Source organism: Pseudomonas duriflava (assembly GCF_007830155.1).
In the GTDB taxonomy this organism is placed as follows: domain Bacteria; phylum Pseudomonadota; class Gammaproteobacteria; order Pseudomonadales; family Pseudomonadaceae; genus Chryseomonas; species Chryseomonas duriflava.
Genome location: NZ_VLKY01000054.1, coordinates 1 through 2,180 on the forward strand (window position 1 = coordinate 1; position 2,180 = coordinate 2,180).

Genomic DNA, 2,180 nt, shown 5'->3' on the forward strand with positions numbered 1-2,180 from the left:
GCGCTGGCTCGTTACCTGGCAAGCGAGCAGGGCCGCGATGCGGCGCAGATCGCCCTGGTCGGTGCGGTGGCCGATGCCTACTTCGCCCAGCGTCTGGCCGACGAGCAACTGCAACTGACCGAACGCACCCTGGCCGACTGGCAACAGTCGCTTGAGCTGGCACGCCAGCTCAAGCAGGCCGAGCAGAACAGCAGCCTGGACGTGGCACAGGCCGAAGGGCAGGTGGCCCTGGTCGAAGCCGATCTGGAGGCGCGCCGGCGCGCTCTGGCGCAGGCGGACAACGCGCTGCAGTTGCTGGTGGGCAGTGAGCTGCCCGGTGACCTGCCGCCCGCCTTGCCGTTGGAGCGCCAATCGGTAATCGCACAGCTGCCGGCCGGGTTACCGGCCGACCTACTGCTGAGCCGGCCAGATCTGCGCCAGGCCGAGCAGATGCTGGTGGCCGCCAATGCCGATATCGGCGCGGCGCGGGCGGCGTTCTTCCCGCAGATTTCCCTGACTGCATCCTTCGGTTATGCCAGCACCTCGCTCGGCAGTTTGTTCGATCCGGCGCGGCAGGTCTGGCGTTTCGCCCCGCAGATTTCCCAGCCGCTGTTCCAGGCCGGGCGCCTGCGCGCCGAGCTGCGCCTGGCCGAGGTGCGTAAATCCGAGGCGGTCGCCCAGTACGAGCGCGCCATCCAGACCGCCTTCCGCGAAGTGGCCGACGCCCTCGCTGGCACGGCCACTTACGACCGCCAGATAGAGGCGCAGCTACGAGCGGTGATGGCGGCTGAGCGGCGCCTGGCGCTGTCCGACCTGCGCTATCGCGCGGGCGTCGACGGGCGCCTGGAACTGCTCGACGCTCAGCGCCAGTTGCAGGCGACACGGCAGGCGCTGCTGGAGCTGCGCCGTATGGAAATCGCCAACCGGGTGGCGCTGTACAAGTCTCTGGGTGGCGGGCTGCACGAACGTGATGTAGTGTAAATTGCCGCTGTCACGGCTGCTCAGTAGAGTCCGATCCAGTTTGTTCAAGAGTCATTCATGCTCGCTGTCATTACCCGTCGCTGGCTGATCCTGTTGGCCGTCATGCTAGCCTTCCTGCCGGTGGTCATCGACATGACTATCCTGCACATCGCCGTGCCCTCGCTGACCCTTGCCCTGGACGCTTCGGCTACCGAGGTGCTGTGGATCATCGACATCTACCCGTTGCTGATGGCGGGTCTGCTGGTACCATGGGCACTCTGGCCGACCGCATCGGCACACGGGTGCTGCTGGCCCTCGGTGGCTCGATGATCATGCCGTGCGTACTGGGCATCATCCGCCGCACCTTCGAGGATGAAGACGGACGCGCCACGGCCCTGGGTCTGTGGGGCATGGTCGGGGCCGCCGGCGCGGCGCTCGGGCCGCTGATCGGCGGGGCGCTGCTGGAGCACTTCTGGTGGGGCTCGGCCTTTCTGATTCGGCGTATTCATATCCAATATATTTAGTCACACGATCTCACTACCAGTGGATCTTGCGAAACCACTAGCAGAGCGCTCGAGGATTCTAGAATGGTCAAACTCCAGAAGGCTAACGTAGGCACTCTCAGCGAGTTTAAAACTGCTCTCCAGGACTCGTTCCGAGTGGCGGCTGAAGCTGACTTAGGTCAGCCGCTTGAAGAGCCCATTCCTTCTGATGAGGACATAGAGCAGTCCATCGCTGTTGATGGAGCTGCTACATACTGGATCATGGCAAACGATCAGCGTGTCGGTGGCGCGATTATGGTAATTGATGAAATAAGCAATCGAAACTCATTGTCGTTCTTCTTCATTTCAACCAGCCAGCAGAGTCGCGGGCTAGGGCTACAAGCCTGGAAAGCAATCGAGAGCGAGTATCCAAACACCAAGGTCTGGGAAACCGTCACCCCATATTTTGAGAAGCGAAACATTCACTTTTATGTAAATAGGTGTGGCTTCAAGATTGTTGAGTTCTACAATAAATTTCATCCGGATCCAAACCAAGCCTCGGTTCAGGCTCATCAAGAAGGGGAGGGCAATGAGATGTTCAGATTTATAAAGGTTATGGGTCACAAGTAACTTCTCACCCAATCCCTAAACGGCTGCTTCTGGCCGATTCTGTTGAGAAAGTAGATCTCCTGCTTGGCCTGCTGCAAAATCAGGTCATCGGCCAGCGGGAGGATTCGCAGCATGATGGGACAATTGTCG

At 60.7% G+C, this 2,180-nt stretch carries 2 protein-coding genes and 1 pseudogene; all 3 read left to right on the plus strand.

The window, feature by feature from the left end; all coding sequences use genetic code 11:
- Positions 1-960: efflux transporter outer membrane subunit (locus tag IQ22_RS22980; protein WP_145146114.1), on the plus strand; the 960-nt coding region annotated here is incomplete at its 5' end.
- 57 nt (positions 961-1,017) lie between these two features.
- Positions 1,018-1,436 (plus strand): annotated as a pseudogene (locus IQ22_RS22985) (MFS transporter); the annotation flags it as partial.
- A gap of 90 nt (positions 1,437-1,526) precedes the next feature.
- A complete protein-coding gene (locus tag IQ22_RS22990; protein ID WP_145146115.1) occupies positions 1,527-2,051 on the plus strand; it encodes a GNAT family N-acetyltransferase in 525 nt (174 codons plus the stop codon).
- Positions 2,052-2,180: the final 129 nt, after the last annotated feature.

Coding starts and splice junctions, on each gene's coding strand:
- IQ22_RS22990 (WP_145146115.1), top strand. CDS start 1,527: ATGGTCAAACTCCAGAAGGCTAACGTAGGCACTCTCAGCGAGTTTAAA.